The organism is Bradyrhizobium sp. INPA03-11B (assembly GCF_040446015.1).
GTDB lineage: Bacteria > Pseudomonadota > Alphaproteobacteria > Rhizobiales > Xanthobacteraceae > Bradyrhizobium > Bradyrhizobium macuxiense_A.
In genome coordinates this window covers 61,968-87,063 of sequence record NZ_JASGSR010000026.1, presented here as the reverse complement: position 1 = coordinate 87,063, position 25,096 = coordinate 61,968, and the positions used below count along the sequence as shown (strand labels likewise).

Annotated in this window: 23 protein-coding genes and 1 pseudogene; 7 read left to right on the top strand and 17 right to left on the bottom strand. The window is 64.6% G+C overall.

Annotated features, from left to right (window positions below; translation table 11 throughout):
• The 3 genes from QMZ05_RS13910 to QMZ05_RS13900 form a co-directional block, all read right to left on the bottom strand.
• On the bottom strand, positions 1 to 845 hold an 845-nt coding region (locus QMZ05_RS13910; RefSeq protein ID WP_353701259.1), incomplete at its 3' end, for a sugar ABC transporter permease.
• Between the two features lie 109 nt (positions 846 to 954).
• On the bottom strand, positions 955 to 2,313 hold the full coding sequence (locus QMZ05_RS13905) for an extracellular solute-binding protein (RefSeq protein WP_353701258.1): 1,359 nt from the start codon (positions 2,311 to 2,313) through the stop codon (positions 955 to 957).
• A 644-nt stretch (positions 2,314 to 2,957) separates the two neighbouring features.
• Complete coding sequence (locus tag QMZ05_RS13900; protein ID WP_353701257.1) at positions 2,958 to 3,317, bottom strand: hypothetical protein; 360 nt, start codon at positions 3,315 to 3,317, stop codon at positions 2,958 to 2,960.
• A gap of 42 nt (positions 3,318 to 3,359) precedes the next feature.
• On the opposite strand from QMZ05_RS13900, the gene QMZ05_RS13895 reads away from it, so the two are divergent.
• Entirely contained in the window at positions 3,360 to 3,611 is a 252-nt protein-coding gene (locus QMZ05_RS13895; RefSeq protein WP_353701256.1) for a hypothetical protein, read from the top strand.
• A 134-nt stretch (positions 3,612 to 3,745) separates the two neighbouring features.
• Entirely contained in the window at positions 3,746 to 3,925 is a 180-nt protein-coding gene (locus tag QMZ05_RS13890; RefSeq protein WP_353701255.1) for a hypothetical protein, read from the top strand.
• 4 nt (positions 3,926 to 3,929) lie between these two features.
• On the opposite strand, the gene QMZ05_RS13885 is transcribed toward QMZ05_RS13890, so the two are convergent.
• Positions 3,930 to 4,562 (bottom strand): TetR family transcriptional regulator, encoded by a 633-nt coding sequence (locus tag QMZ05_RS13885; protein WP_353701254.1) that lies wholly within the window; start codon positions 4,560 to 4,562, stop codon positions 3,930 to 3,932.
• 91 nt (positions 4,563 to 4,653) lie between these two features.
• Here QMZ05_RS13885 and QMZ05_RS13880 point away from each other — a divergent pair.
• Positions 4,654 to 5,318: pseudogene (locus QMZ05_RS13880) on the top strand (class I SAM-dependent methyltransferase).
• Positions 5,319 to 5,342: 24 nt separating this feature from the next.
• On the opposite strand, the gene QMZ05_RS13875 reads toward QMZ05_RS13880, so the two are convergent.
• The 3 genes from QMZ05_RS13875 to QMZ05_RS13865 form a co-directional block, all read right to left on the bottom strand.
• Positions 5,343 to 6,680, bottom strand: coding sequence for a tetratricopeptide repeat-containing protein (locus QMZ05_RS13875; protein ID WP_353701253.1), 1,338 nt, complete (start codon positions 6,678 to 6,680; stop codon positions 5,343 to 5,345).
• 12 nt (positions 6,681 to 6,692) lie between these two features.
• Positions 6,693 to 7,220 carry a hypothetical protein gene (locus tag QMZ05_RS13870; RefSeq protein WP_353701252.1) on the bottom strand — a complete coding sequence of 176 codons (528 nt, stop codon included), beginning with the start codon at positions 7,218 to 7,220 and terminating at the stop codon, positions 6,693 to 6,695.
• A gap of 167 nt (positions 7,221 to 7,387) precedes the next feature.
• Positions 7,388 to 8,527 carry a patatin-like phospholipase family protein gene (locus QMZ05_RS13865; protein ID WP_353701251.1) on the bottom strand — a complete coding sequence of 380 codons (1,140 nt, stop codon included), beginning with the start codon at positions 8,525 to 8,527 and terminating at the stop codon, positions 7,388 to 7,390.
• A 396-nt stretch (positions 8,528 to 8,923) separates the two neighbouring features.
• Here QMZ05_RS13865 and QMZ05_RS13860 point away from each other — a divergent pair, with 396 nt between their 5' ends.
• Complete coding sequence (locus QMZ05_RS13860) at positions 8,924 to 10,348, top strand: toll/interleukin-1 receptor domain-containing protein (protein WP_353701250.1); 1,425 nt, start codon at positions 8,924 to 8,926, stop codon at positions 10,346 to 10,348.
• Positions 10,349 to 10,388: 40 nt separating this feature from the next.
• Here the strand turns inward: QMZ05_RS13860 and QMZ05_RS13855 are convergent, their stop codons facing one another.
• From QMZ05_RS13855 to QMZ05_RS13845, 3 genes are all read right to left on the bottom strand, one after another.
• Entirely contained in the window at positions 10,389 to 11,114 is a 726-nt protein-coding gene (locus tag QMZ05_RS13855; protein WP_353701249.1) for a hypothetical protein, read from the bottom strand.
• Positions 11,115 to 11,223: 109 nt separating this feature from the next.
• Complete coding sequence (locus QMZ05_RS13850) at positions 11,224 to 11,466, bottom strand: hypothetical protein (RefSeq protein WP_074125931.1); 243 nt, start codon at positions 11,464 to 11,466, stop codon at positions 11,224 to 11,226.
• A 114-nt stretch (positions 11,467 to 11,580) separates the two neighbouring features.
• The gene (locus tag QMZ05_RS13845; RefSeq protein WP_353701248.1) at positions 11,581 to 12,558 is read right to left on the bottom strand and encodes a nitronate monooxygenase; all 978 of its coding nucleotides are present in this window, start codon (positions 12,556 to 12,558) and stop codon (positions 11,581 to 11,583) included.
• A gap of 86 nt (positions 12,559 to 12,644) precedes the next feature.
• Here QMZ05_RS13845 and QMZ05_RS13840 point away from each other — a divergent pair, with 86 nt between their 5' ends.
• Positions 12,645 to 14,207: an AMP-binding protein gene (locus tag QMZ05_RS13840; RefSeq protein ID WP_353701247.1), complete on the top strand. Its 1,563-nt coding sequence runs from the start codon at positions 12,645 to 12,647 to the stop codon at positions 14,205 to 14,207.
• A 182-nt stretch (positions 14,208 to 14,389) separates the two neighbouring features.
• Here QMZ05_RS13840 and QMZ05_RS13835 read toward each other — a convergent pair whose 3' ends face one another.
• The 7 genes from QMZ05_RS13835 to QMZ05_RS13805 form a co-directional block, all read right to left on the bottom strand.
• Positions 14,390 to 16,552: an ATP-binding protein gene (locus QMZ05_RS13835; protein ID WP_353701246.1), complete on the bottom strand. Its 2,163-nt coding sequence runs from the start codon at positions 16,550 to 16,552 to the stop codon at positions 14,390 to 14,392.
• Positions 16,553 to 17,040: 488 nt separating this feature from the next.
• Positions 17,041 to 17,814, bottom strand: coding sequence for a thioesterase family protein (locus QMZ05_RS13830; RefSeq protein WP_353701245.1), 774 nt, complete (start codon positions 17,812 to 17,814; stop codon positions 17,041 to 17,043).
• Between the two features lie 95 nt (positions 17,815 to 17,909).
• Entirely contained in the window at positions 17,910 to 18,881 is a 972-nt protein-coding gene (locus QMZ05_RS13825) for a nitronate monooxygenase family protein (protein ID WP_353701244.1), read from the bottom strand.
• Between the two features lie 385 nt (positions 18,882 to 19,266).
• Positions 19,267 to 19,803 (bottom strand): hypothetical protein, encoded by a 537-nt coding sequence (locus QMZ05_RS13820; RefSeq protein ID WP_353701243.1) that lies wholly within the window; start codon positions 19,801 to 19,803, stop codon positions 19,267 to 19,269.
• An 82-nt stretch (positions 19,804 to 19,885) separates the two neighbouring features.
• Positions 19,886 to 20,467, bottom strand: a complete 582-nt coding sequence (locus QMZ05_RS13815; RefSeq protein WP_353701242.1) for a YqaA family protein — start codon at positions 20,465 to 20,467, stop codon at positions 19,886 to 19,888.
• Between the two features lie 245 nt (positions 20,468 to 20,712).
• Positions 20,713 to 21,126, bottom strand: a complete 414-nt coding sequence (gene hisE / locus QMZ05_RS13810) for a phosphoribosyl-ATP diphosphatase (protein WP_074125923.1) — start codon at positions 21,124 to 21,126, stop codon at positions 20,713 to 20,715.
• 122 nt (positions 21,127 to 21,248) lie between these two features.
• Entirely contained in the window at positions 21,249 to 21,689 is a 441-nt protein-coding gene (locus tag QMZ05_RS13805) for a hypothetical protein (RefSeq protein ID WP_353701241.1), read from the bottom strand.
• 263 nt (positions 21,690 to 21,952) lie between these two features.
• On the opposite strand from QMZ05_RS13805, the gene QMZ05_RS13800 reads away from it, so the two are divergent.
• A complete protein-coding gene (locus QMZ05_RS13800; protein ID WP_353701240.1) occupies positions 21,953 to 23,008 on the top strand; it encodes an ABC transporter substrate-binding protein in 1,056 nt (351 codons plus the stop codon).
• Positions 23,009 to 23,309: 301 nt separating this feature from the next.
• Entirely contained in the window at positions 23,310 to 25,088 is a 1,779-nt protein-coding gene (locus QMZ05_RS13795) for a glucan ABC transporter ATP-binding protein/ permease (RefSeq protein ID WP_353701239.1), read from the top strand.
• The last annotated feature ends 8 nt before the right edge of the window (positions 25,089 to 25,096 follow it).

Sequence of the window (25,096 nt, the reverse complement as noted above, 5' to 3'; positions counted from 1 at the left end):
GAGTAGCCGGTGCGCCACTTCTCGAACGCCGCGCGCTTCAGCGAGATCGACACTAGCTCGGTGGTCGAGCCCGGCCCGCCCGAGGTCAAGAGGTTGACCATGTCGAACATCTTGAAGTTCTCGATGGCGCGGAACAGCACCGCGAGCATCAGGAACGGCACCGTCATCGGCAGCGTGATCGACCAGAACTGCCGCCATGCCGAGGCGCGATCGACTTCCGCCGCCTCATAGATGTAATCGGGGATCGAGCGCAGCCCTGCGAGGCAGATCAGCATGACGTAGGGCGCCCACATCCAGGTATCGACCAGCACGATGGTCCACGGCGCCAGCGACACCTGCCCGGTCATGCTGAACGAGCTCGGCGGCACGCCGGTGAACAGGCTGATCAGGTAATTGAACGGCCCGATCTGCGGCTGCAGCAGCAGCGTCCAGAAATTGCCGACCACCGCCGGCGACAGCATCATCGGCAGCAGGATGATCGTGGTCCAGAAACTGTGGCCGCGAAACTGACGGTTGATCAGGAGCGCGAGGCCGAACCCGACGACCACCTGCAACACGACCGACGAGATCACGAATTGCGCCGTGGTCTGCAGCCGGAACCAGACGTCCTCGTCGGTGAGGATGTCCCTGAAATTGTCGAGGCCAACGAACCGCAGCGGCAGATAGGACATGCTGAGGTTGAGGTTGGTGAAGGACAGCCGGATCATCCAGATCAGCGGAAAGATGTTGATCGCAAGCAGCAGCGCGATCGTCGGCGCGACGAACAGCCAGGCAATGGCCCGGTCCGACAGGCCGCGGACGCGCCGGGCGTCGCGGGATTTGGCAGGCGTGCTCACGCCTGGCATCGTAGCATGATCGGGTTGCGAGATCGTCGTCATCGTGTCCATCGGCTGGGCTGGTTCGGCTTCCCCGGGGCGGCCCTCGGGGAAGCCAGTTCAGGTGACGTGCGGGCTTCTATTGCGAGGCGACTTCCTTGCCCTGCTCCTTGAAGACCTTGGTCCAGTCCTTGACCAGGAGATCCAGCGCCTGCTGCGACGTGCCCTTGTCGGCAACGACGTAGTCATGCACCCGCTTCTGCATATCGAGCAGCAGTTGGGCGTAGGACGGCTCGGCCCAGAAGTCCTTGACGATCCCCATCGACTCCAGGAATTGCGGCGCGAACGCCGCGCTCTTGGGGAAGTCGGGCGCGTCGACCACCGCCTTCAGCGCGGAGTAGCCGCCGATCTGCCACCATTTCTGCTGCACGGCAGGCTGCGCGAACCACTTGATGTAGGCGAGCGCATCGTCCTTGTGGTCGGAGGTTGCCACCACCGAGATGCCCTGGCCGCCGAGCTGCGTGAAATGCCCCTTCGGACCGGCCGGATTGACGAAGAAGCCGATCTTGTCGCCGCCGACATTCGGATCCTTGTAGAGGCCGGGGAAGAACGCGAACCAGTTCATCTGCATCGCGACCTGGCCGGACTTGAAGGCATCAAGCCCTTCCTGCATGTAGGCGTTGGTCATGCCCGGCGCGGTGCAGCACTTGTAGAGCTCCTTGTAGAACTCGAGCCCCTTGGCCGCGTCGGCGGAATTGACGATGCCCTGCATCTGGTACGGCTTCTTCGGATTGTCGTAGGCGAAGCCGTAATTGTAGAGCACGTTGGTCACGCCCATCGTGATGCCTTCCGAGCCGCGCTCGGTGAAGATGTAGGCGCCGTAGACCTTCTTGCCGTCGATCTCGCGGCCCTGGAAGAACTCGGCGATCTGCTTCAGCTCGTCATAGGTCTTCGGCGGCGCCAGGTCGCGGCCGTACTTGGCCTTGAACGCGGACTGGATCTCGGGCCGCGAGAACCAGTCCTTGCGGTAGGTCCAGCCCACCGCATCGGCCATCGCCGGCAGCGCCCAGTAGTTCGGCGTGTTCTTCGGCCATTGCGAGTAGCCGACCACGGTCGCCGGGACGAAGTCGTCCATCGAGATCTTCTCTTTGTCGAAGAAGTCGTTGAGCTTGACGTACCACTTGTTCTCGGCGGCGCCGCCGATCCACTGGCTGTCGCCGATGATCAGGTCGCAGAGCTTGCCGTGGGAGTTGAGCTCGTTGAGGAAGCGATCGGCATAGCTCGTCCAGGGGACGAACTCGTATTTCATCTCGATGCCGGATTGCCTGGTGAAGTCCTTGCCCAGCTCGACCAGCGCGTTGGCGGGATCCCAAGCGGCCCAGCACAGCGTGAGCTGCTTGCCTTGTGCCGCGGCTTGCCCGCCGCCGAGAACTCCGAGTGCAGCAACCGCAACGACCGCGGACGCCGCCGTACTACGCAACCATCTCAATGTTCGCATAATCCATTTCCTCCCTATCGTTGAAGCACCTGACCCGCTCGGCGCATCCTGCCGGATTGACGCCGACACTCCGAAACCGAGTTGATGAGCGATGATGGAGAGCGAGACGAAACGCGTCCGGACATTGCGGTCCGGATGGCTGGGCTCCTCCCACACATCGGCTCGATGCGTGATGTTTATCGTTCTTGTAATACTAAACGTATTACTAAATTCAGGAACCCGTCAAGCCGGATTCTTGGGAGCCGCGAAGAAGGGCCGATTGAGCGCGTATGCTCGAGCCATTCGCTCGCACTGCAGCAACGCCGGATGATGGAAAACACCAGGAAAGGCTCAGCTCGATGTTTAGTACTGTGTTTTACTGAACGTTCAGCGCGGGAATAGAACGCCTTGCCCGCGCGCCCTCGGCCATCTGAAACGAGCGACGGCCGACGCCACACCCGTCTCGCGTCAACTCGTCAAAGCAAGGCGAACGCGATCGACCCCAACCGATCACGGAGGCTGATCAACCGCTGTGTCCTGTGTCGCGTGTCGCCGCCGCGATTTGGCTGCGAGCGCGAAGCGCGTCCGGCGAAACCAAATCGGCATGGGATTTGAGGCCATGCGGTCACGCGTTGCTACGTGCAGTGCAAATTGCACCGACGGCCTCAGCGCTGCGCGAGGCTGTTGAGGCGGGCGCAGAACATGGCGGCCGTCGCATGGCCCGCATCCGACGTCTTCGGCAAGATCTCGACCGCCTGACGGAAAATGCCGTCATATTTTGGCCATAGCCCGTTTCTTAAAGGCCCGGGCGGGCCACGTCCCGCCTCTGTTTTGCGTCGTCCGGCCGATGCGGTCGCTTCGCAACCAAATCGCAGATCATCGCTGCGCCTCCCCCCACAACCAGGATGGTCTGCCAACAACAAGAGGACTTTGTAATGCGTAAAACTCTCGCGGCTGTCGCCGTGCTCTTGGCCTTCGTCTCGTCTGCTGCTGAAGCGCGCGGCCGTCATCACCATCATCGGCATTATGCACATTCCGGTCGCCCCGCTGCGTGGTGCGGATGGTTCATGCGCACGCAGGTCGGCGGCGATCCGGGTCCGCAATACAATCTCGCGCGATCCTGGGCGCGATACGGCACCAATGCGGGCGGCCCTTCGGTCGGCGCGATCGTCGTCTGGCGTCATCACGTCGGCAAGATCGTGGGTCACGAGAACGGCCAGTGGATCGTGCAGAGCGGCAACGATGGACACGCCGTGCGCACGCGGCCGCGCTCACTGGCCGGCGCCATCGCGTTCCGCAACGCCTACGCCCAGTTTTAGGGAACTTCGCTTCAGCGCTGACATCCGTGCGTGCGACGCCGAGCGGTATACGAACCGTTCATCATCGCGGCCTACGCTCTGTCGGGGTTTCGCCCTGAAGCCCTCAGACGGGCGCCGTCACCTGAGTTGACCAGGTGGCGGCGCTTTTTCAGGAATGCACCAGCTTGCCTCAGAAACCGAAAAAAGCCGCGGCGGTCGCAACGACTGCTTCCTATTGGTCAGCCGCCTACGTCAGTTTCCGCAATGGCGTGACTGTTTTCGCTGTGACCGGCGGCGTGCTCGGGTTCCTGTTGGTCGCCAGGCACTATCTCTGAACCGTCAGCGCTTTCCGAGACTCTTCAGATACGCGCAGAACATGTCGGCCATGGCGTCGGCATAGCTCTCGATCTCGGCCTGACTTCGCGGGCTCTCCGAAAAATCCTTGCCCACCGTGCTGAGCGTCGTCGTGATCAGATCGCCCGCCATCGCGCGCACCGCATCGGACGCCTTCGGTAACGCCTCGCGCATGAAGGTCTCGACGATGCGCTCGCCGGAGGCCCGCACCTCGCGGGCTTCGGGTGCATCGCGGTAGAGCGGCGCGGCGTCGTTGAGTGCAACGCGCACCGCAGCTTCCTCACATTCGGAGCGGATGAAGGCGTGCACCAGCGTGCGCAACCGGTCCAATGGCGGCCGCGCGGCGTCCTTGAGGATGTCGCGCAGCAGGCTGATGTTCTGCCGCCACTCGTCGCTCTGCAGCCGGAACAGGATCGAGGCCTTGTTCGGAAAATACTGATACAGCGAGCCGACGCTAACGCCGGCCTTCTCGGCTACCCGCGCCGTGGTGAAGCGCTGCGCGCCCTCTTTGGTCAAAACCTGAACAGCAGCATCGAGAATGGCCGCGACGAGCTCCGTCGAGCGGGCCTGTTGCGGCTGTTTTCGCGAGGAAATTGAAGAGGTTCGCCGTTCGGTCATGGACGTCTTGGGGAATGCGATTAGCGAATGCGACTAATTATTCGTATTTCTGGCGAGGCGCAAGGACGCGCCGTTTTGACCGGAGACCTACATGACGACCCTCACCTCACCCCAACTCGCAGGCCTGCTCGACCGCCTGTTCGCGCAAGCTTCCGCCGCGGTGGAGGAAACCCAGCTCGCAGTGGCCGACCTTTCCGGCGAGGAACGGACGCGCCTGATGCGGAGCAGGACCGACTACCGCGCACTGTACGGCCGCTTCAACAATGTGCCGCTCGCGGTCTCGCGCGAGACCGGCGCGCTGCTCTACATGCTGGCGCGCGGCACGCGGGCACGGAGCATCGTCGAGTTCGGGACATCGTTCGGCATCTCGACGCTGCATCTTGCCGCGGCGCTGCGCGACAACGGCGGCGGCCAGCTGATCACAAGCGAGTTCGAATCGTCAAAGGCGGTGCGCGCCCGGGCCAATCTCGTCGTCGGCGGGCTTGACGACCTGGTCGAGATCCGCGAGGCGATGCGCTCGAGACGCTGCGCACGGGTCTGCCCGATGCGATCGATCTCGTGCTGCTCGACGGCGCCAAGGCGCTCTATCCCGACATCCTCGATCTCGTGGAGAGCCGCCTGAAGCCGGGTGCCTTCATCGTCGCCGACAATGCCGACCACAGTCCCGACTATCTGGCGCGGGTGCGTTCGCCGGCGAACGGCTACATCTCGACGCCGTTCGGCGGCGACGTCGAACTGTCGATGCGCCTGGGCTGAGGCCGACATGCAAGAAGCGCGCGATCAGGCCGCCTTAATCTTGTCGATGACGGCGGACAATCGCGCACGCTTTGCGGCGTCGGTGACCTGCGTGACGCTGGCCTCGAGGTCACCGAGCACGCTGTCGATCTTCCATGCTGCCGGGCCTTCATCGATCACCGCGTCGGCCAGTTCGTCGGCCTTGTCGGGATCGCCGAGGTCGAAAGCCGCGGCGAGCAACGTCTGACGCGTCCATTCGTCGCCGACCTGAAGCCGTCTGGCGCGCTCGCAAGCGGCGATCGTCAGCCGCAACGCGGTCAGCGCACGCTCCTCGTCACCTGCCCGGGCGCGCGCGCGATAAAGACGCGGCAGGTTGCTCGAGCAATAATAGGCGTTGAGGTCGATCTGCATACCCTGCTCATAATATTCGATCGCCTTCGCCTGGGCTTGCCGCTTGTCTACGGCCAATGTGGCAGCTCTCGCCAGGCGCTTATAGCGACCGCCCATCAGACCGAGGCGCTCGGGTGTCGGCCCCGCCGTCCTGATCAGCGTCTCAAGCGCCGCAATGGCCTGGAGATTGTTGCCGGCATAGGCGGCGGCGAATTCACGGATCTCCTGGATTTCGGGGACGTCCTTGAACTTGTTCGGAAGGCCCGCCGCAAAGTCGAGGACGCAGCTCCAGTCCGTGGTCTTGTCCACGCTGTCACGCAACAGCAGCAGCAATGCGAGCGCAATCGGATAGGTCGCGGGCGGCATGCCTTCGCTGGCGATCAGCGCCTGCGCGCGCTGCATGCGCTCGGCGTGCGGCGCGGCGCGTACCTCGCGCACCTTGGTCTGGAACGCCGCGAGTTCGGCGAGCTGCTCCTTGGTCGTCGTCGCCTTCGTCGGATCGACATCTTCGGGATAGCCGGGGATCGATTGAGGCATCGGCGAGAGCCCGTCGCGGAGCGACAGGATGCCCTCCTTGATCCTGGGCCGGAGACCGGCTGCGGTGTCGTCGGAGATGTTGCCCTCGGGGAGCGGGTAGCGCACGGTGCGCATCTGCACGACGTCGAACAACTGCTTCGACCAGTCGGCGGCAAGCAGAACACAACCGGTCTTCTGCGCCGCATGGCGGATACCGACCTCGTAATAGACGTTGCCGTTCGGGATCGTCATGTCCGCCAGCACGAGGTCGGCGAAATAGAGCCGCTCCAGCATCTGGCCGACGATCAGCGCACCGGTGTCCTGGTCAGCGCGAACCGGTTCATAGCCCAGCTCCTTGATCACCGGAACGTAGCCGCGATCCCACAGCGCGTTAAAATCGATTTCGGCCGGACCAAGCTTGGACTCGGCCTGGGTCGGCTTGCGGCCGTAAGGCATGATCATGAAACACGACGGCATATCGCAATCCCTTCAGTCCCATAATTTTCGCGTATCCAGCCAGTAAACCCACGTCGTCTTGCGCCCCGCTTCATCCATCAGGTGCTTGGCGCCGCCGGGACCGTCGCCGCCTTCGCCGTTCCACAGGCAGACAAAGGCGAGCTTTTTGTCGCCAAACCGGGCGGCCCGCTCCAGCATCCATTGATTGTCGCGTTCATAGGCGTTTTCGCCGGCCGGCAGCGGGCCGAGTTCGTCCGGCATGACGTGGAGCGTCGCGCGCGATTTCGCCGCGAGATAGCGCGCGCGCCAATTGCCGCCGGCGAAATCGACCGAGCCGGCAAGGAAGGTCGGCTCGTCGAACGGGATGTAGATCTCAAGCCCCATGCCTTGCGCGAGAGCAGCCTCCGCGAACAGCAGGTCGCCGCCGCAGGCGCCGCCGCATATCGCGAGGTCGCCGTTGGCGACGCCGATCTTCGCAAGCGCGTCGGCGATCGCAGCAGCCGCGGCAGGTTCCTTGTCCGGTGGAAAGCGAGGCGTTTTTCGATCTGGCGCATCGATCATATGACCGCTGAAGAGAACCACTATGTTAGGTGATCCGGCGCGTTGGTCCGTGGTCATCGTGACACCCGACTGATGATTGGATCATTGTGTCTCGATGACAAACTTAGCTGAAGGCGAATCTCCTGTCGAAGCCGGGACCCAGTGTCAGGACGCCGCGCTGCGCGGCATCAAATGATATCGAAGGCCGGCGGGAAATGCTCCGGCTTGACCTGCACCTTCGCGGCGAGCGCTCCGATCGCGGCGAGCTCGTCCATGTTGCTCGGGTCGTCCATCGCGGCGATCTTTGCCAGCGCCTCCGGCGTCCGGTCGATGGCGACCGTCGTCTTCAGCCAGCCCGTCTCCAGCAGCACGTTGTAGCGCGCATAGGTCGCAAGTTGCGGTCCGCCCTGGCTGTCCGCGGCCATGTCCTCCACCGCGCGATCGATCGGCCATGGCGTCAGGCAGTTTGTCAGCCATTGCAGCATGCCATGATTGAGCCGTCCGCAATCGTCCATGAGCGATTGCAGCGACCGCACGCCCTGTTCCGCCGCCGGCATGTGGACGATCTGGTCGGTCGAGAATGTCGACTTGAATACGCCGGTCCCCGCCGAGATCAGCAGGAGCTTGTCCTTGCCGCCATGCCACCGGAAACCATGGCCATGAAGTGAAGCGAGCATCAGCAGTTGCAGCGCCGGATCGTTGAACGGGCTGACGCCGCCGTCGACGAAGGCGCCGCTGACCGTGTGACCGTCGCGCGCGGAGATCTTGATCTCCTCGGGCTTGAAATAGGTTGGGGCCGCGGTGCTGGCGCGAACCACTTGCGTCAGCCGCAACGCGCCGTCCTGCTTGGCGTAGGGCGCGTCCGGGTGATTGTGCAGCGGCCAGGGACTGCCGGTGTCGAGCCGCTTGGTCATGATCATCAGGCCGGTGCGGACGTGATCGCCGCCGAGCACCGTGTCGGCGCCGAGCTGCGCATCGAGCGCGTGCTGCAAGGCGTCGGAATTGAATTTCGGCGCCAGCAGTCCCCGCCGCCAGAACGATTCCTGAAAGATGTCCGTGCCGATCCCGCGATAGAGCTTCTTCAAAGCGTCCACGGTCATCCCGCAGGCAAGCCCGGCCGCGATGATCGATCCGGTGGAGGTGCCTCCGATCAGATCGAAATAGTCACAGAGCAGGAGATCATCCTTGCCGAACCGTTTGCGCAGCATCGCCTCGATGGCGCCGACATATTCGAGCGTCAGGATGCCGCGAATACCGCCACCGTCGAGTGCCAATATCCGCTTCGGCCCAGCGTCACGATCGAGATGCTGCTGCTTCGTCTTCGGCATGACTGGCCCTCCGACTATGACGGTTGCTGATCTCGATACGGCCGACCGATCACGGCCGAAGGCTCAATTGGTCGCGCCCGCGCGCGTACGGCGCCGGGGCATGCAATGAAGCGATGTGTTCACGTCGGCACATCGGCCGATGCTTTCGAAAAATTTTAGTCAGTTCATTCCGGAGCAGGACGAGCATCGCGCCGGCTCCCTGCGCATGTTGCACATGATACACCCTAAGGTATAGTGAGGTAGTTCACTGGCAGGCGGCTTTTCTTTTTCCCGGCCGGCGATCGCAATTTTCAGAGACAGGCTATCATCGGTCCGCGGCGGGACGTGCAGCCGCGGCATCCGGCCGACGAGTCACGGCCAGCCGTCGCATAAGATTCATGCAGATCGGATTTTGCCATGCCAAACGATTTCTCGGTCTTTATCAGCCATCGCGCCGAAGACAGATTTCTCGCGCGCCTCTTGAAGGCTCGGCTCGAATATCTCAGCAGCCTGGACGGACAGCGTTCGGTGGAATGCTTTGTCTGCGAGGAAATTCCCGGCGGCGCGGAATGGCGTCAATGGATGATCGACAACACGGCAAAGGCCGACTGCCTGATCTTCATCCACACCAACGCCGAACATAATTGGACGTGGTGCGCGTCCGAGATTTCCCAGTTCGACGGCTACAAGCGCGCGCTGAAGCTCACGTCAAAGGTGCTGTGGTTCTCGGTCGATAGTTCACCCTCGTTTCCGATGCTGGCGGAGAACGAGTTCTACGGGATCGGCGACGACGAAGTGCGGCGGTTTCTCGAGGATCTGTTCGTCCGGCCGACCTTCGGTCCCGTACCGCTGCGGCCGAAACTGAACGCCAATCATGCCCGCGACTTCAACGAGGCGGTGAAGGATCTGCACGCGCAATTCATGCAGATCACCCGCCCGGAAGAGCTGTTTCGCCTGCGGCTTCGCGTCGTGTTCAGCGACGAGCTGTCGTTCCGGCAGAAGGCCGATACGCTGAAGGCATTGCCGCCCGCGGAGCGGGCGCGCGGATTCCTGACGGATGCCAGGCTGGAGGCGGATCCCGCCACCACCACGCTGCTGTCCGGTCCCGATACGGCTGGCCTTGACTGGGAGGACCTGCTCAGCGCGCAGAACCGCTACGACAGCGGCGCCTGGCTCGACGAGCTGACGAGCTATGTCGCGAACTCGTTCTCCGACGTGGATATCGCCAGCCGACGCAGCCGCGAGCAGGTCCTCAGTCCGATCTTCCGCGATTTGAAGCTGTATCAGCCGGTCATCGCCCGGCTCGAATATCTCGACAACACGCCGTTCTCGGTCGTCATCATCTTCGTGCCGATGCCGCCGTTCAGCGAGGACCCAAGGCTGATGGTTGCGCAGAACATGCCAAAGGACATCGTCTTCCTGTCGATCCTGCTGCGACTGGCACGGCGCTTCCGATGGTCGTTCCTCGAGCCGCTCTACAACGCGGTCGAGGACCTCGACGATGACTTCAGCGCCAAGCGATGGGACGACCTGCTGCAGCGCTACCACGAATGCCTGGAAAACCTCGATTCGATCCTGCGACAGGGCAACATGCGCGAGCTCGAAACCGTCGGCGACATCAAGTCGACGATCAACATCTCCGACGATGCGCTTCTGAAGGAGATGTTCAAGGATTGGGGGACGTTTCAGAGCCGGCTCGCGCAGGCCATCGAGAAGAAGTCGCCGGGCGACGTGCGGCAAACGCTGGAGCCCTGGCTGAAGCGCAACAAGGACTTCATGAGGCAACTGCTCGTCGAAACCCAGGGCAAGGTGGAGAAGCTGCGTCCGCTGGAGGCCCGCTGACGCGCGTCGAACGCAGGTTCGACGCGACCACTCCCTGCGCTCAGATCATCGACGCAACGCGCTCGAGGCCAATCAGGCGCGCCAGCGAACGAACCTCGTTCTTCTGGTCCTCGCGGAGCTGGAACAGCAGCGGCATCGCCGCCGACTTCAGCTGCTGCACTTCCTCGGAATCCGGATCGATCGGCATGGTGCCCGAGGCGGGGTCGCCCTGACGCTTGGCGTGGATCTTGCGCGCGACGGCGCGCAGCGCGGTCTCGACCGCCGGCCAGTAGTATTCCTGCGACGACGACAGCTTGAGCCGGTCCTTGATGCCGGCGATCTGGGCATCGCTGAGCAGGGCGTAGGTCTTCTGCGGCGCCGGCTTGGCGGCAGCCTTGGGCTTCGGCGGCGCGACCGCGGCCGGCGCGGGCTCGGCGATCTTGGGCTCGGCCGCGTCGACGGGATCATTGAGCTTGGGCAAGCCGATATCGGCGGGCTCTGCAGACGCATAGGCCTGGCGAACGGTATCGGTCGCGCCCGGGATCGCGGCTTGTGCCCGCAGCAGGAGCGGCGACGGACTGGCGGGAGGCTCCGCCGGCTGCGGCGCTTCGAAGGAGGCAGCGGCAAGCGTCGTGACCGCGAGCTTGTCCTGCTTGCTGGCGCGGTTGGCGACCGGGCCGACGTCGGCCTGCGCTGCTGGCAGGCTATCGCGGCCCAAAATGGCGGTGATCGCGGCGCCGGCGAGCAGGAAGCATGTCAGGGCGGCGAGGGTGATGGCTCTGGTCAAAAATTACTCCATTGCCGGCCGGTGTCACCGCAAACTGCGCGGCAAATGCGGCGTTACCGTGCCATGACCGCGCCAAATAGGTGAAATCGTCCCGAAACGGCCCGAAAAATCAGGCCGCGGCGTCAAGCTCATAGGCTTCCTGGATGTCGGCCACGATCTCATGCGCCGTCCACAGGGCACCAGGCTGGACCGCGTGCATGCTGACCGTCCAGTTGGTCCGGCGGGTGCGCGGCGTGCTGACGATGTCGAACTCGACCTGACGGCACAGCGGATGCCGCTGCAGGGCATAAAAAACCCGGGTCCGGAGCTCGTTGAGCGAGGCCGGGGTCTTGGAGAGCACCTCAAAAGCCATGTCGCATTCCCACAACTGCCGGGCGGCCCGCCGTGGCGGCGGACCATCCCGTGACGCATAGTTGGGACTGGCATGGTTAATGCCGCGTTAAGCGGACAGGCGGGACTTGACCGGTCAGCCGAGCCGCACCCGCGCGCACGCCGCCTCGTACTCCGCGGCGGTCTGCGCCACGAGCTCGTCGACCGCGAGCACCCCGGTCACCCCCGAGGTGGAATGACCGCCGCTCCAGATGTCGCGCCAGCGTTTGGGGCGGCTTTCGCGGGCGCCGATATCGATGTCCTTGCCGATGTCGATCGCGCCGCGTGCCGGCAGGTCGTCGGGATCGAGACCGGCGGCTTCGATCGAGGGCCGCAGCATGTTGGTCTGCAAGCCCGTGAAGGCGGTCGTGAGCAGGATGTCGTCGGCGGTCGCCTCGACCAGCATCTGCTTGTACCTCGCATCCGCCATGCTCTCGCGCGTCGCGATGAACTTGGTGCCCATATAGGCGAGATCGCAGCCGAGCGCTTCCGCAGCGCGCAGCGCGTGGCCATCGCTGATGCCGCCGGCCAGCACGATCGGTCCGTCGAAGAACGCGCGCACCGCGCGGACGAACACGAACGGATTGAGCCAGCCGGTTTGCCCGCCGGCGCCGGCAGTGAGCAGCACGAGCCCGTCGGCGCCGGCTGCGACCGCGCGTTCCGCGTGGCGGATCGAGGCGACGTCGGCGAACACCAGCGCGCCGGCATCATGCAGCGGGCCAAGCACCGGCGCGGGCGAGCCGACCGAGGTGATCACGAGCTCGGGCTTGTGCCGCAGCAGGACCGCGAGATCCTGCTGGAGCCGCGTGTTGGAGCGGTGCACGATCAGGTTCGGGCAGATCGGCGCCGCCGCCCTGCCGCTCGCATCGGCATGCGCTTGCAATCGGCGCTCGATGTCGCCGAGCCATGCATCAAGCTGTTCCGTCTCACGGCAATTCACCGTCGGAAACGAGCCGATCACGCCGTTGCGGCAGGCAGCTACCACCAGCTCGACGCCCGACACCAGAAACATCGGCGCTGCGATCAGCGGCAGCCGGAGCCGATCGCGAAATCGCGCGAGAAGATCTGCGGACAAGTTGTTTCTTCCCATCATCATTGTGTTAGCGTTGCGTCAACATTGGCACGCAAGAGGCCAAACACAAAGCGGGAGGAGACCACCACATGAGCAATCCGCTCTATGCATTTCCGGCAACGTGCGAGCAGACCTTGCGGGCGCTGGCGCGTTATCCGTCGCGCACCGCCTTCGCATGGCCGGGCGGCTCGCTCAGCTATCAGGGCGCGACCGACCTGATCGGGCGGATGCAGAGCGTGATCATGCGGCTCGGCTTTGCGCCCGGCACCCGCGTCGCCTTCCTCACCGCCAACCGCGCCGACAGCTGGTGCGCAGGTGTCGCCGCGCAATTGTCGCGGCTCGCCATCACCTGGCTGCATCCGCTCGGCTCGCTCGACGACCAGCTGTTCCAGATCGAGGACTCCGAGGCCGAGATGCTGATCGTCGACGGCATCACGTTTCGCGACCGCGGCGGCGAGCTCGCGGCGAAGGCGCAGGGCCTGAAGACCATCTTCACGCTCGGCCCGGCGGATTACGGCGCTGACCTGCTGCAGGTGGTCGAGGATGCCGGCAGCGCGACCGCGAAGAATTTTGCCCGCGAGGACGACATCTCGACCTTGAACTACACCGGCGGCACCACCGGCAAATCCAAGGGCGCGCTGCGCTATCACCGCGAATATGGCGGCTTCGCCGCCGCGATCCTCGCCGACTTCGAGATTCCCGAGACGCCGCGCTACCTCACCGTGGCTCCGATCAGCCATGTCGCGGGGACAAAAGTGCTGCCGACGCTGATGCGCGGCGGCACCGTGCACATGCTGAAAGGGTTCGATCCGGAGGCGGTGTTCAAGACCATCGAGCGCGAGAAGATCAACTTCACGCTGTTCGTGCCGACCATGATCTACGTGATGCTGGATCATCCCGCGCTGCCCAAGACCGACCTATCCTCGCTCGAGCTGTTGCTGTACGGCGCGTCCGCGATGTCGCCGAGCCGGCTGGTCGAAGGCATCGAGCGGATCGGCGCGGTGTTCTCGCAGCTCTATGGCCAGACCGAATGCTATCCGGTGTCGGTGCTGCGCAAGGCCGACCATGATCCGAAGACGCCGGAGCTGTTCCTGTCCTGCGGCTTCCCGATCGCCGCCTGCCAGGTGAAGATCCTCGATCAGGACGACCAGGAGGTCGCGACCGGCGAAGCGGGCGAGATCTGCGTGCGCGCCACGCATGTGATGGCCGAATACTGGAAGCGGCCCGACATCACGGCGGAGACGCTGAAGAGCGGCTGGCTGCACACCGGCGACATCGCGCGCAAGGACGAGCGCGGCTACATGTTCATCCTCGACCGCAAGAAGGACATGATCGTCTCCGGCGGCTTCAACATTTTTCCGCGCGAAGTCGAGGATGTCTTGTCGCAGCATGCCGACGTCGCGATGGTCGCCGTGGTCGGCGTGCCCGACGACAAATGGGGCGAGGCCGTCACTGCCGTCGTGGTGGCGCGCGAGGGAGCCACACCCAATGCCGACGAACTGATCGGCCTCGTCAAGGCGAAGAAGGGCTCGGCGCACGCGCCGAAGCAGATCCAGTTCGTCAAGGAGCTGCCGATGACCGGCGTCGGCAAGGTCGACAAGAAGGTGCTGAAGGCGCGCTTCTGGTCCGGCCGCGACCGCATGGTGGGGTGAGAGGCTCGCACAACCCATTGCCGGTCCCGTCATCCTGAGGTGCGCGCTCTTGCGCGCCTCGAAGGATGCACGGCCCCAATACTTCAGCTCGCGTCCCGACCGATCGCGGCGGCAGCCTGGCCGTCGCCCTTCGAGGCTCGCTCCGCTCGCACCTCAGGGTGACGGTTAGAGAGAACAGCTCCTCATACCGACGAGGAGACAGTGGATGGCGCAGCGAGACTATCAGCACTGGCGCTAGCGGCGGCCGTATGCCGTCCGTCCCGCTGCCCCAGCAACTGATCGAGCCGCTCGCGCAGCTGATCCTGGTGATAGGGCTTGGCCAGCCGCGGCAGGTCGACGTGAGTGCCGTCGGGCAGTTCAGCATAGCCGGTGGCGAGCAGGACGACGAGCTGCGGCCGGACCTCGCGGGAGGCCACGGCGAGCTCGATGCCGGTCATGCCGGGCATCACATGATCGGTCATCATCAGATCGATCTCCTGGTCGCTCCTGAGGATATCGAGCGCGTGCGGTCCGGAATTAACGCCGATCACGCGATGACCGAGGTCTTCCAGCATCTCCATGGTCGACATCGCGATCAGCGGATCGTCGTCGACCAGCAGGATCACCGCCGAGCGCTTGACCGGCTGCGCCACCGGCACCGGACTTGCGGCTTCCGGCGCGGCGGTCGCAACCGGCAGCACCAGCACCGCCGTGGTGCCCTTGCCGACCGCACTCGACAGCTGCAGCGCGCCGCCGAGCTGCACCGCGAGCCCGTGCACCATCGACAGGCCGAGCCCGGTGCCCTTGCCCACCGGCTTTGACGAGAAGAACGGCTCGATCGCGCGCTTCAGCACCTCCGGCGACATGCCGGTGCCGCTGTCGACCACCGACAGTTTCAGGTAGTTGCCCGGATGCAGCGCCGGATCGCTCTTCGTCTGCTCGTTCCTGGTCTGCTCGTTCTTGGCCTGCCAGGCCGCGAGGCCGATCTCGATCACGCCGCCATCCGGCATCGCATCGCGCGCATTGATCGCAAGATTGAGCACCGCGAGCTCGAGTTGGTTGGCATCGACGAAGGCCGGCGGCAATCCGTCGGGAATATCGAGCCGGAGCACGATGCGCGGTCCGAGCGAGCGCTCGAGCAATTCACTCATGTCACGCACCAGCGCGCCGAGATCGACCGGCACCGCGCGCAGATCCTGCTGCCGCGCGAAGGCCAACAGCCGCTGCGTCAGCGAGGCGCCGCGCTCGGCGCCCTGCAACGCGCCGTCGACCAGCCGTTGCAGCCGCGGGTCCTCCGGCATCCGCTTGCGCAGCAGATCGAGATTGCCCATCACGGCCATCAGCAGATTGTTGAAGTCGTGCGCCACGCCGCCGGTGAGCTGGCCGATCGCCTCCATCTTCTGCGCATGGCGGAGCTGCTCCTGCGCCCGCTCGCGCGCCGCGACCTCCTTCATCAAATCGGCGGTGCGCTGCTCGACCCGCTGCTCCAGTGTCGCGGTGAGTTCGGCAAGCGCGGAGCGCTCGGCGGCGAGTTGCGCCAGCAGCGCCTCGCGCTCGATCTCCGCGGTCTTGCGCGCGGTGATGTCGGAGCAGACCCCGACCAGCGACCGGATGCCGCCGTCCGGCCCGCGCACCGCGCGGGCGCGCACGTCGACCCAGTGCTGGCTGCCGTCGGGCCAGATGTTGCGATACTCGATCTTGTAGTCGGCGCCAGTCTTGAGCGTGTGCTCGACGACCTCCTGCCGCCGGGCGCGATCGTCGGGATGAACCGCCTCGAGCAGCTCCTGATAGGTGAACGGCAGGCTCGCGGCGCGCCCGAAGAAGCGCTTGCAGGTCGCGGAGGCCTCCAGCTCGAAACCCGGGACGTGCAGTTCGAGCGCGCCGAGATGACCGGCATTGAGCGCCGTCTGCAGCAGGCTTTCGCTCTCGGTGAGGTCCTCGAGAATCGCGCGGGTCTGGTATTGGCGGCGGCGGCCGCGCACGGCCGCCGCGACCAGGCTCACCAGCGTGGTCGGATGGAACGGGCGCTCGATGAAGGTGACATTGCCGAGCGCGCGGCCGAGCCGCGCCGCTTCTGGACTGCGTTCGGGCCCGCCGCCCTCGCTCATCAGCACGATGGGGAAATCCGACCATGACGGCTGCTCGTTCAGCCAGCGCGTCAGGCCGGCAAGGTCGGCGGTCCTGATCGCCTCGTCGGCAATGATGGCAAGGCCGGCCCCGCTTGCGACCTGGCGCTCGAGCTCGGCAAGGTCGCCGCAGATATTGGCGTAGTAGCCGGCTTCCTTGATCAGGTGGGCAGTCTTGACGGCGTCCCGCTCGCTCGCGGCAAGGATGACCGCGCGTTCCGAGGACGGGCCGGGCTTCATCGCGTCTGTCCCTGCGGCCGAATGCCGACATCATCAGGAACATCACAAAGCCGCCGGACGGCCAGAGCCACGATGCCGGCGGCGGGATCGATACGCGTCATAGGACCCCCTTACCGGAGCGAAACTCGCTGCTACCGCCAACCGTTCCCGGCGCGGCAAACTTATTTTTGCCGCAAGGGGCAGCCGCTAAGCGATTGCCATGCCGCGTGCGGGACCCGCGGCCGCAGATATGCATCGTGCCTTGCCGGCATGGCTCGCCCCGACCGCGGCAAAAATATCGAAAACAACCCCATGCAAAGGCGCGGGCGGCTGCCGGCCTTCAACACGGCAACTTGACACGTCGGGCAAATCAGCGATATATTTCTAATATTCAGAAATCATGTAGATGCCACCTCGCCCTGCAGAGGGTGCAGGTCTCCACCCGCTTTGCTCTGGCCAGCAAAGCGACTTCCCCTCTTCAAGGGGAGGTCGGAGAAGGATAGCCCTGGTCAGCGCCGCTCGATGACCAGGCTCTGCACGGCCCGGCCGAAATAGCCCTGCACGTCGGCGAGCCGCGACATCGCAAGCCCGGCGCCGTCAGGCCCGATCCAGGACTCGCCGTCGAGCAGGATCCAGTCGCCGACCGGCTCGCGCGCCAGGCTCATGGTGAGATCGGCGTTGATGAAGGTCCACTGGTTGAAATCGAGCGCCGGCGAGGTGCCGTTGGAAAAATCCGAAGCGACCACGGCGCGCATCGCCTGCGAGACGGCGGCGCCCGCGATCAGCGGCTGGTTGACGCGGAACCAGATCGCGCCCGGGCCTGTCACGCCGAAGCGGCCGCGCGCGGCCCGCATCGAGATGCATTTCACGAACGGACTGTTCGCGAGATTACCCGGCTCGACCATGCTTTCGTCGGGGCCTGGCAGATCGACCGGAAGGGCTGCGATGTCCGGCGGCAGTTCGGCGCCCTGCTGCTTGATCTTGAGCACGGTGGCCGAGACCACCAGAACGCCGTCGGCGAATAGCCTGACGCCGCAGAGCTGGATCTTGCGGCCGTCGCGCAGGATCTCGCTTGCGACCGTCAGCGTCGCTACCGGCACCGGTCGCATCAGGTCGATGGTGACGCGCGCGATCCGCATCGGCACCGGCGTGGGGATAGCTTCGGCAGCCCACACCACCAGCGCGGCCGGCGCGGAGCCGTGCTGCATCCGCGGGTCCCACGGACCCGCGGCATCGGGACTGGTGACGACGCGGTCGCCGTCAACGCGGAAGATCGGGTCCATCAAAGCATGATCCGGAAAAGTGTGGAGCGGTTTTCCGAAGAGATCATGCTCAAACAGAAAGCTAGAGCGCGGTGGTTCATCCTGATCACCGCGCTTTAGGCAAGCGCCGGATCGACCGCTTCGTCGTACTCTTTCTTGAACCGGCCAATCAGCTCGGCCGCAGGAACAACCTTGGAGATGCTGCCGACGCCCTGGCCGGAGCCCCAGATCTCCTTCCAGGCCTTCGGCTTGGCGCGCTCGCCCGACGTATCGGTGCCGAAGCTCATCTTCGAGGGATCTGATGTCGGCAGGTTTTCCGGATCCATGCCGGCCGCGACGATCGACGGCTTCAAATAGTTGCCGTGCACGCCGGTGAACAGATTGGAGTAGACGATGTCCTCGGCCGAAGAATTGGTGATCATGCTCTTGTAGCCCTCGACCGCGTTCGCTTCCTTGGTCGCGATGAAGGCGGAGCCGATATAGGCGAAGTCGGCGCCGATGATGCGCGCGGCGCGAATGGCGCGGCCGTTGGCGATGGTGCCCGAGAGCGCGATCGGCCCGTCGAACCACTGCCGCGTCTCCGACACGAACGGGAACGGCGACAGCGTGCCGGCATGACCGCCGGCGCCGGCCGCGACCAGGATCAGGCCGTCGGCGCCCTTCTCGATCGCCTTGTGCGCGAATTTCTGGTTGATCACGTCGTGGAAGACGATGCCGCCCCAGCCGTGGACGGCCTGGTTGAGCTCCTCGCGTGCGCCGAGCGAGGAGATGATCATCGGCACCTTGTGCTTCTCGCAAAGCGCCATGTCGTGATCGAGCCGGTTGTTCGACTTGTGCACGATCTGGTTCACCGCGAACGGCGCCGACGGCCGCTCCGGATGCGCCTTGTCATAAGCGGCGAGCTCTTCCTTGATCCGGTACAGCCATTCGTCGAGCAGTTCCGGCGGCCGCGCGTTCAGTGCCGGAAACGAGCCGACCACGCCGGCCTTGCACTGGGCGATGACGAGGTCGGGCACGGAGATGATGAACAGCGGTGCCCCGATCACGGGAAGAGACAGGCGGCCCTTGAACAGAGCAGGCATGGACATTGGCGGCGGATCCTCAAGTTGATGAATTGGTTGGTCTCGAATGCTGACCGTCATACCAACAAGGCAATCTTTCCAGTGTCAAGTATTGCGTTTTGGCGCTGCAAAAAGGATGACAAAACCTCATCTAAAGGGCGCATTTTCCGGGCGCATCTGGCATCCCAGAGCAAGATGAGTTTGGATCGGTTCGGCACGCACGTCTTCACCTCTCCCCATCGGGGAGAGGTCGATTTGCGAAGCAAATCGGGTGAGGGGCCGCAGCTCTAACGAGGGACCGCAACCCTCACCCGGCGCTACGCGCCGACCTCTCCCAAGGGAGAGGTGAACCTCCGCCGTCGATCCGGTTCAACCTAATCTCATCACGCTCTAAACGTAAGTTTCGCCGCCGCTATTGGCAGACCGCCCGTGTCACGAAATTTTCCGTCTTGCAGTCGTTCGGGCCGCGCTTGTGGCCCGGCAGATAGACCAGCGGCGAGCATTTCTCCGACGTGTCGATATCGATGCCCTTGCCTTCCTTGAACCCCTTGCTCTGGCACAGCCGGTCGGCGCCGATCTTGCAGTCGGGCGCACCGTTCGCGGCCACGACGCAGGCGGCGCGCCCAGTCACCATGCTTGAGGGGCGCGCCAGGTTCGACAGGTCGTTGAAGGTCTCGCCGGGGCTCTTCAGCTGTGGCAGCGCCGACTTCGACTTCTCGAACAGCTTTCCGATTTCGTTGATCAGCCCGGGATTCTCGCGCTCAACCGGTGCCGGCGGCAGCTCGATCTGCTGCTGAGACTCAACGGGCTGCTGCGCCGGCGACTGCACGCCGAGCGAGGGCGATGCAGTCTGCGCCCATCCGCCCTCGATCGCAGGCAGCGCCATCGACAGCGCAAGGCCTGCCATAGCAACGCGCGCCTTGGCGGGATTGAGTCGCGCGAGATTCACCGGTCGCAGATTCCATCAGCCATCGCAGCGAGCGTAGTCCGAAGCCGTGCTCGGGCAAAGACGCGACCAGCTAGAACTTTGGTCAGATCAGCTTGAATGCGGCAACGAAGCCCAGCACCAGCACGATCGCGCCGATCGCGACCCACAGGCCGAGCCGCTTCTCGAGCTCGGCGCGGATGACATCGCCATAGCGGTTGAGCAGCACCGCGACGAAGAAGAAGCGGCCGCCGCGTGCGACGATCGAGCACAGGATGAACAGCCAGATGTTGTAACCGGCAAAGCCCGAGGTGATCGTCACCAGCTTGTAGGGGATCGGCGTCAGCCCCTTCACCAGGATGATGACGGCGCCCCACTCCGCATAGGAGGCGCGGAACGCGTCGACCTTGTCGGAGAGGCCGTAGAGATGGATCAGCCACTGCCCGAGCGAGTCGTAGAGCAGCGCGCCGATCGCATAGCCGAGCACGCCGCCGGCAACCGACGCGATGGTGCAGACCGTCGCGAACCACCATGCCCGCTTCGGCCGCGCCAGCGACATCGGCAGCAGCATGATGTCGGGAGGGATCGGGAAGAAGGAGCTCTCCGCGAAGGCGACGGCCGCGAGAATCCAGAGTGCGTAGGGCTTGTCGGCCGCCTCGACGCACCAGTCATAAATCCGTTTCAACATGGGCGCGATGAACCATCATGGAGCGGATTTGTCCATGCCGGGATTGGGCCGAATAGGGTCGATTTTCAACGATATCGGATCGCCACAGCGAGCCAACCTCTCTGACCGTCATCCTGAGGAGCCGCGAAGCGGCGTCTCGAAGGATGAATCGGCCACCAGCCGGGCCGTGCATCCTTCGAGACGCGCGCAAGAGCACGCTCCTCAGGATGACGGGGCATCGGGCGTTCCAGCCTTTCTTGTTGGGTTTAGGGCTGTCGTTTGCGCAGCCGGTTCTCCAGCGCGACAATTCGACGCCGCACCACCGGGACAGGCGCGGTCTTGGGCAGGCTCTTGGGGACCTTGACGGGCGACTTCGGCAGCTTCTCGGCGATCCCGAGCAGCCGCTCGCGCCGCTCCATCTCGCGCCAGACATCCTCCGGCTTCACGCCGGCCGACGCCCACAGAACCGTGAGATTGTAGAGCAGGTCCGCGCTCTCGCGGACGACGGCATCCGGCTTGCCGCTGATGGCGTCGATCACGACCTCGACCGCTTCCTCGGCGAGCTTCTTGGCCATCTTGGCCGGCCCGCGTTGGAACAGCCGTGCGGTGCGCGACGTAGCCGGATCAAGATCCCTGGCCGCGATCACCGCCTGGTAAAGCCGTTCGATCGAATCACTCATCCTGCGAGCCTAATCGAAACGCGTCGCCAGCGTGTTAACGGCCGGACTGACAACGAAAAATCCACCGGCCTCGCGGCCGGTGGATCGATGCTTTGTGACAGTTCTGAGAACCGACGACGGTGTCAGTACGGCGTATAGGGCAGCGCCGAGCGGCGCCCGTAATAGCCGTGATAACCATAATACGGTCCGCCGCCGTAATAGACCGGGCCACCACCGTAGTAGGTGGGACCACCGTAGTAGCCGGGGCCGTCATAGTAGCCGTAGGACTCGTAGTAGTCGCGACGGTTCTGGGCTGCGGCGATCGCAAGGCCGGTGCCGACGATTCCGGCGAACACGGCCGCAGCAGCCGCACCACCGCCGCCGCCACGATAGTAACGACGGCGCGCGCTGATGTCGGTCGCGTCACTCGTGCCGTGTGAGGTGGTCACAGCGGCCGGCTTGCCCGCCGAAGCAGAGCCTGCGAACGCCATCGTCGGCTCAACGGCCGTCAACGCCACCGCGGCAACCGTTGCCAATGTGGCTGCGCGGCCAACAGACGAAAAAACACCTTTTCGCGCAAACATTGCAGTTATCCTTTGTGGAAGCCGGCCCGTCGGGCCTTGGTGAGCTAACCACTCTCTCCAGATTAGGTTCCCGAAACCGAATGCAAGCTGAACAACCCAAGGTGAAATCGAGGCAGTCATCGGCCGTTCACCTTGTCCGGGGCAGGATGCCTGCAAATAACGCCTGAAATTGCAGCTTGAAATGACCGTTGCCTTGACGCATTCGATGTCATGACAAGGCGCGTAGCCGGCGCGGCACTTTGTCTCGCCTCCCGGATGTCACGATGCAGGTAAGTCGGACCACCGTTCTCCGCTGGATACTGGCCGGCACGATCGGCCTTTTGGGCGGCGTGTGGCCGGCGCTGACGCCGCTACACGCCAGCGATCAGCCGCAGCCGCTCACCATCCAGTTCACGCTCGACCGCCCGCTTGACGCTGCCGCAGCCCCATTCGTGATGGCATCGGTCGGCGGCCTGTTCGGCGCCGAGGGCCTCGCGGTCGGCACCAACGTCGCCACCAGTTCGGCGGACGCAATCGCGCGCGTCGCCGACGGCTCGAGCGATTTCGCCCTCGTCGACATTAACTCGCTGATCCGCTTTCGCGACAAGCCTGGCGCAGCCCCCGTCAAGGCGGTGTTCGTGCTGTTCAACCAGGCGCCATACGCGATCATTGCCCGCAAGAGCCGCGGCATCAAGGCGCTGGCGGATCTGGAAGGCAAGAGCCTCGGCGTCGCCGAGGGCGACCTCTCGATCCGGCTGTGGCCCGCGGTCGCCAAGCAGAACGGCATCAAGCTATCGAGCGTGAAGCAGAACACGATCAGCGCCGCGGTGCGCGAGCCGATGCTCTCCGCAGGCCAGATCGATGCCGTGACCGGCTTCTCCTATCTCTCGGCGATCAATCTGCGCGATCGCGGCGTGCCTGCGGATGATCTTGCGGTGCTGCGCTTCGCCGACTACGGCTGCGAGGCCTATGGTTTTGCCGTGATCGTCAGCCCGCGCCTTGCCGCGGCCAAGCCGGACGCGGTGAAGGGCTTCGTGCGCGCGGCGGTCGGCGGCACCAATCTCGCGGTCAAGGACCCGGCCCGCGCCGCAAGCGAGGTGGTGAGCCGGATGGACGGTGGTTCGCGCGACCTGGAGCTCGAGCGGCTCGGCGCCATCATCCGCGACAACATCCTGACCGCCGAGGTGAAGCGCAACGGCATCGGCGGCATCGACCCGGAGCGTTTCGAGCGATCGGTCGACCAGCTCGCGGAAGACTTCAAATTCCAGAAGCGGCCGCACGCCGCCGACATCTTCGACGACCAATTCCTGCCGCCGATCGACGGCCGGCTGGTGAATTGAAGGCCATGTGAGAGCAAGATTGACGCGCGGCACCAAGCATTTGGTGTCGTCCCTGCGAAAGCAGGGACCCATAACCACCGAGGATCATTGTTACGCGGCGCTGGGGCCGCAACCTTCTTCAACAATTGAATTCTGTGGTTATGGGTCCCTGCTTTCGCAGGGACGACACTTGATATGTTGTACGGCTATTCAACCCGTCACCCTGAGCATGACGCACTGTCACCGCTGGCCCTGCATCGCGAACCCTGATTAGATCGTATCCCGCCTGATCGGGCGCCCACCGTTCGAGAGTCCCGCCGGCATGTCCATGCTCCGCCTCTATACCCGCGTCCTCGAACTGCTCGGCAAGGAGGCGCGGCTCGGCTGGATTCTCGCTGCCGCCAACATGCTGCTCGCCGGCGCGCAATTCGCCGAGCCGGTGCTGTTCGGCAAGATCGTCGACGTGCTGTCCGGCCGGCCGGTCACCGGGCTGTTCGCGACGAATTCGGCATGGCCGCTGCTGGTGGCCTGGGCGGCGTTCGGCCTGTTCACGATCGGCTGCAGCGCGATCGTCGCATTGCAGGCCGACCGGCTGGCGCACCGCCAGCGCCAGGCGGTGCTGACCGATTATTTCGAACACATCCTGCAGCTGCCGCTGACCTTCCACTCCGGCACCCATTCCGGACGGCTGATGAAGGTGATGCTGAACGGCACCGATGCGCTGTGGCGGCTCTGGCTCGGCTTCTTCCGCGAGCATTTCGCCGCGATCATGTCGCTGGTCGTGCTGCTGCCGCTCGCGCTCTACATCAACTGGCGGCTCGCCATCCTGCTGTTCGTGCTCTGCGTCGTGTTCACCGTGCTGACCACGATGGTAGTGCGCAAGACCTACGGCATGCAGAGCGAGGTCGAGGCCTATTACAGCGACCTCTCGGCGCGCGCCTCCGACGCGCTCGGCAACGTCGCGCTGGTGCAGAGCTTCGTGCGGATCGATTCCGAGGTGCAGGGCCTGCGCTACGTCGCCGACAAGCTGCTCGCGGTGCAGATGCCGGTGCTGTCATGGTGGGCGCTGGTCACCGTGATCACACGCGCCTCGACCACCATCACGGTGCTCGCGATCTTCACCGTCGGCATCGCGCTCCACAATGAGGGGCTCACCACGGTCGGCGAGATCGTGATGTTCGTCTCGTTCGCCACCATGCTGATCCAGAAGCTCGAGCAGGTGGTGAGCTTCATCAACAACGTGTTCATGGAAGCGCCGCGGCTGCAGGAATTCTTCGACGTGCTCGATGCGGTGCCGGCGGTGCGCGACCGTCCGGGCGCGGTCGATCCCGGCCGGCTGTCCGGCCTCGTCGAATTCAACGACGTCTCGTTCTCCTATGACGGCAAGCGGCCGGCGATCGAGGACCTCAGCTTCACCGCGCTGCCGGGCCAGACCATCGCGCTGGTCGGCTCGACCGGCGCCGGCAAATCCACCGCGATCGCGCTGCTGCACCGCGCGTTCGATCCGCAATCCGGCATCATCGAGATCGACGGTATGGACATCCGCGCGCTGAAGCTGACGGCGCTGCGGCGGAACATCGGCGTGGTGTTTCAGGAGGCGCTGCTGTTCAACCGTTCGCTCGCCGACAATCTGCGTGTCGGCAAGCCCGACGCGACCGACGAGGAACTGCGCACCGCCGCGGCGCGCGCACAGGCGCTGGATTTCATCGAGCGCAGCGAGAAGAAGTTCGACACCCATGCCGGCGAGCGCGGCCGCATGCTGTCCGGCGGCGAGCGCCAGCGATTGTCGATTGCGCGTGCACTGCTCAAGGACCCGCCGATCCTGATCCTCGACGAGGCGACCAGCGCGCTCGACGCCGTCACCGAGGCCAAGGTGAATGCCGCTCTCGACGAAGTGATGAAGGGCCGCACCACCTTCGTGATCGCGCACCGCCTCTCGACCATCCGCCACGCCACCCGCATCCTGCTGTTCGACCAGGGACGGGTGATCGAAAGCGGAACTTTCGATGAACTGGTGGCGAAAGGGGGGCGTTTTGCCGAGCTCGCGCGGGCCCAGTTCATGGTCCAGGAACAGGCGCGCGCCAGCATCGAGACACCATAATTCTCCCC

Bases quoted from the DNA above. Each gene is read 5' to 3' on its own strand.
- QMZ05_RS13905 (WP_353701258.1), bottom strand. From the start codon at position 2,313: ATGCGAACATTGAGATGGTTGCGTAGTACGGCGGCGTCCGCGGTCGTT.
- QMZ05_RS13900 (WP_353701257.1), bottom strand. From the start codon at position 3,317: ATGCCGATGATGGTGATGACGGCCGCGCGCTTCAGCAGCAGACGAGAC.
- QMZ05_RS13895 (WP_353701256.1), top strand. From the start codon at position 3,360: ATGCGCACGCAGGTCGGCGGCGATCCGGGTCCGCAATACAATCTCGCG.
- QMZ05_RS13885 (WP_353701254.1), bottom strand. From the start codon at position 4,562: ATGACCGAACGGCGAACCTCTTCAATTTCCTCGCGAAAACAGCCGCAA.
- QMZ05_RS13875 (WP_353701253.1), bottom strand. From the start codon at position 6,680: ATGCCGTCGTGTTTCATGATCATGCCTTACGGCCGCAAGCCGACCCAG.
- QMZ05_RS13870 (WP_353701252.1), bottom strand. From the start codon at position 7,220: ATGATCGATGCGCCAGATCGAAAAACGCCTCGCTTTCCACCGGACAAG.
- QMZ05_RS13865 (WP_353701251.1), bottom strand. From the start codon at position 8,527: ATGCCGAAGACGAAGCAGCAGCATCTCGATCGTGACGCTGGGCCGAAG.
- QMZ05_RS13860 (WP_353701250.1), top strand. From the start codon at position 8,924: ATGCCAAACGATTTCTCGGTCTTTATCAGCCATCGCGCCGAAGACAGA.
- QMZ05_RS13850 (WP_074125931.1), bottom strand. From the start codon at position 11,466: ATGGCTTTTGAGGTGCTCTCCAAGACCCCGGCCTCGCTCAACGAGCTC.
- QMZ05_RS13840 (WP_353701247.1), top strand. From the start codon at position 12,645: ATGAGCAATCCGCTCTATGCATTTCCGGCAACGTGCGAGCAGACCTTG.
- QMZ05_RS13835 (WP_353701246.1), bottom strand. From the start codon at position 16,552: ATGAAGCCCGGCCCGTCCTCGGAACGCGCGGTCATCCTTGCCGCGAGC.
- QMZ05_RS13830 (WP_353701245.1), bottom strand. From the start codon at position 17,814: ATGGACCCGATCTTCCGCGTTGACGGCGACCGCGTCGTCACCAGTCCC.
- QMZ05_RS13825 (WP_353701244.1), bottom strand. From the start codon at position 18,881: ATGTCCATGCCTGCTCTGTTCAAGGGCCGCCTGTCTCTTCCCGTGATC.
- QMZ05_RS13815 (WP_353701242.1), bottom strand. From the start codon at position 20,467: ATGTTGAAACGGATTTATGACTGGTGCGTCGAGGCGGCCGACAAGCCC.
- hisE (WP_074125923.1), bottom strand. From the start codon at position 21,126: ATGAGTGATTCGATCGAACGGCTTTACCAGGCGGTGATCGCGGCCAGG.
- QMZ05_RS13805 (WP_353701241.1), bottom strand. From the start codon at position 21,689: ATGTTTGCGCGAAAAGGTGTTTTTTCGTCTGTTGGCCGCGCAGCCACA.
- QMZ05_RS13800 (WP_353701240.1), top strand. From the start codon at position 21,953: ATGCAGGTAAGTCGGACCACCGTTCTCCGCTGGATACTGGCCGGCACG.
- QMZ05_RS13795 (WP_353701239.1), top strand. From the start codon at position 23,310: ATGTCCATGCTCCGCCTCTATACCCGCGTCCTCGAACTGCTCGGCAAG.